Genomic DNA, 2,602 nt, shown 5'->3' on the forward strand with positions numbered 1-2,602 from the left:
TAGAATAAGAAAAAAAGCATAGGGATTTATCATGTTAGACATACTTTTAGTAGACGATGACGTCGAGTTTAGTGACGTTGTATGCCACATAGTCGAATTCCTCGGCCACAATGTAAGCACCGCAACCAGTTTAAAAGAAGCACATCAATGGTTTGAAAATAATACTTTTGACCATGTGCTGCTTGATTTTATGTTGCCTGATGGTAGCGGTTTGCACTTGCTTGATCACCTAAAAACGATTGGGCAATCTCCAAAAATTACACTTATATCGGGTCATCCTTCAGTTAAAGGCATTTTAGCTGAGATGTGTGAGCCAAATGTAGGGCATTTATTAAAGCCATTACAACGCGAAGATTTAGAACTGGTTTTAAATGGCCCTAAAAAAGCAGTTAAAAAAGCAAAGTCGGGCGGTATAACGCGTCACTTTGGTGGTTTAATTGGCGAATCAGAAGTAATGCACAAGCTTTACAATATGATTGAACGCGTTGCTAAAACAAATGCCAATGTGATGTTGATGGGTGAAAGTGGTGCAGGTAAAGAAGTAGTGGCTCAAGCTATTCATAACGCAAGCCAGTGCGAAGGGCCATTAGTTGCTAGCAACTGTGGCGCACTTTCAAAAGAGTTAATTGGTAGTGAGTTATTTGGCCACGAAAAAGGCGCATTTACAGGCGCAATTGCACGTAAAGAAGGTGTATTTGAGCAATCAAATAACGGTACTTTGTTTTTAGACGAAGTAACTGAAATGCCAATTGATATGCAGCCAAATTTACTGCGAGTGCTTGAAACTAAAAAGGTAACACGCGTAGGTGGTAACAGAGAAATACCAACCAATTGCCGTGTTATTTCAGCCACTAACCGCTCGCTTACCGATTTAGCACAAAATAATGTTATTCGTGAAGATATTTACTTTAGGTTGGCTGTTTTTCCTATTGATATACCGCCACTTCGCGATAGAAAAGAAGATGTACCTTTATTAGCAAAAGCCTTTTTAGATCAACTTAATGACGAAAACGGCACTGCCTTTAGTTGGACTGCCGCACAGCTCAAAGAGCTGCAAAGCTATGAATGGCCGGGTAATGTGCGAGAGCTCCGCCATGCTATACACCGTGCATTTATCATGAGCGACCCACAAACCAGCGACATTATTTTACCTGATAACTTAGAGTCACCTTTTTCGCGCGTTAATAATCAAGCTGTCGAAAAGCCTGTATCAGCAGGGCAAACAATTGAAGAAGTTGAAAAAGAACTTATTCATGCAACGCTTGATAAGGTGCAAGGTAATAAAACGCTTGCTGCACAAATGCTGGGTATTAGTACTAAAACACTTTATAACCGCCTTAATGCATATGGCGGTATTGGCGAATATAAATAGATTTGAGGAAGGGCATGACATCCGATAACCAAACAGAGCAACTCAATAAATTAGTACACGATGCAAGAGGGCCGCTAAATCGTATTTCGATGAATGCTGAGCTGATTAAATTGGTACTTGAAAACGATATGCCAAAAGAAAAAGCGTTAGATGCACTTGATAAAATTATCAATAATTGCCAACAGTGCAGCGAAAGTTTGCAAAAAATATCAGACTCTCAATAAATATTAAGTGTTGTATAAACTTTAATTCGGGAAGCTAAATGAGCAAGAAAAAACAGCAAGGTAAAGCGAATATCACTTGGGCGACATTTATGGTGGTTGTGCTAGGTATTATTGTGGGCAACGCATTTTTAGCATTAAATACGATTCAAGGCTTAACACAAACCCAAAAAAGTTTAGACAACACTAGCATGCTAACCACTGCAATTGAGAAGCTGCATCTATCCATAGTGCAGGCTGAGTCTGGGCAGCGTGGTTATTTATTGACAGAAGAGGCTGACTATTTAACGCCGTACTACGATGCTGTAGGCCAAATTGAAGCGCAAACAGATCATGTCAAGTCGCTTCACTCTGAGATTGACGGTCAAGCTGAGCGTATAGCCCAGTTGTTAGTTCTTGTAGATAGTAAAATTAAAGAATTAAAACAAACTGTAAACCTTGCGCTAAATGACAAAGAAAGTCGTGCGTTGTATGTACTAAATACGCATAAAGGAAGAAAGCTTTATAAGCAAATTAGAGAGTATGTTAATGAAATTCAAGACCGTGAATTACTCTTTAAAGTAAGCCATTTTTCTAAATTAGCACAGATTAAAAATGAAGCTAAAATTACATTCGCTATAACAGCAATAACGAGTGCGTTACTGATTATTGGTATGTTTATTATGACGCGCCTTAATTTAAGAAATGCAGCACAATATCGTTTTGAGCTTGAAAAACAAAACGAAACATTAGCAATGAAGGTTTCTGAGCGGACACAAGAGCTAACATTATATTCAGATGAATTGAGCCGTAGTAACCGAGAGCTTGAAGAGTTTGCTTTTGTAGCAAGCCATGATTTACAAGAACCTCTTAGAAAAATCCAAGCCTTTAGCGACCGTCTTGAAACCATGTTTAAAGATGAATTGGGTGAAAAGGGGATGGATTACATTGGGCGCATGAAAAATGCAGCGCAGCGTATGTCTAACTTGATTAACGACTTATTAGAGTTTTCGCGAATTACAACGCGTGG

The 2,602-nt window shown here is 39.0% G+C and carries 3 protein-coding genes; all 3 read left to right on the plus strand.

What is annotated here, in order from left to right; translation table 11 throughout:
- The first annotated feature begins 31 nt into the window (after nucleotides 1-31).
- Nucleotides 32-1,372, plus strand: a complete 1,341-nt coding sequence (locus tag H5072_RS16470) for a sigma-54 dependent transcriptional regulator (RefSeq protein ID WP_182694142.1) — start codon at nucleotides 32-34, stop codon at nucleotides 1,370-1,372.
- A 14-nt stretch (nucleotides 1,373-1,386) separates the two neighbouring features.
- A complete protein-coding gene (locus H5072_RS16475; RefSeq protein ID WP_039485081.1) occupies nucleotides 1,387-1,596 on the plus strand; it encodes a histidine kinase in 210 nt (69 codons plus the stop codon).
- 38 nt (nucleotides 1,597-1,634) lie between these two features.
- On the plus strand, nucleotides 1,635-2,602 hold a 968-nt coding region (locus tag H5072_RS16480; RefSeq protein WP_182694143.1), incomplete at its 3' end, for a CHASE3 domain-containing protein.

The organism is Pseudoalteromonas sp. SR45-5 (genome assembly GCF_014163565.1).
GTDB classification, from domain to species: domain Bacteria; phylum Pseudomonadota; class Gammaproteobacteria; order Enterobacterales; family Alteromonadaceae; genus Pseudoalteromonas; species Pseudoalteromonas distincta.

What these genes read in the sequence shown, in the direction of transcription:
- H5072_RS16470 (WP_182694142.1), top strand. Translation starts at nt 32, where the DNA reads ATGTTAGACATACTTTTAGTAGACGATGACGTCGAGTTTAGTGACGTT.
- H5072_RS16475 (WP_039485081.1), top strand. Translation starts at nt 1,387, where the DNA reads ATGACATCCGATAACCAAACAGAGCAACTCAATAAATTAGTACACGAT.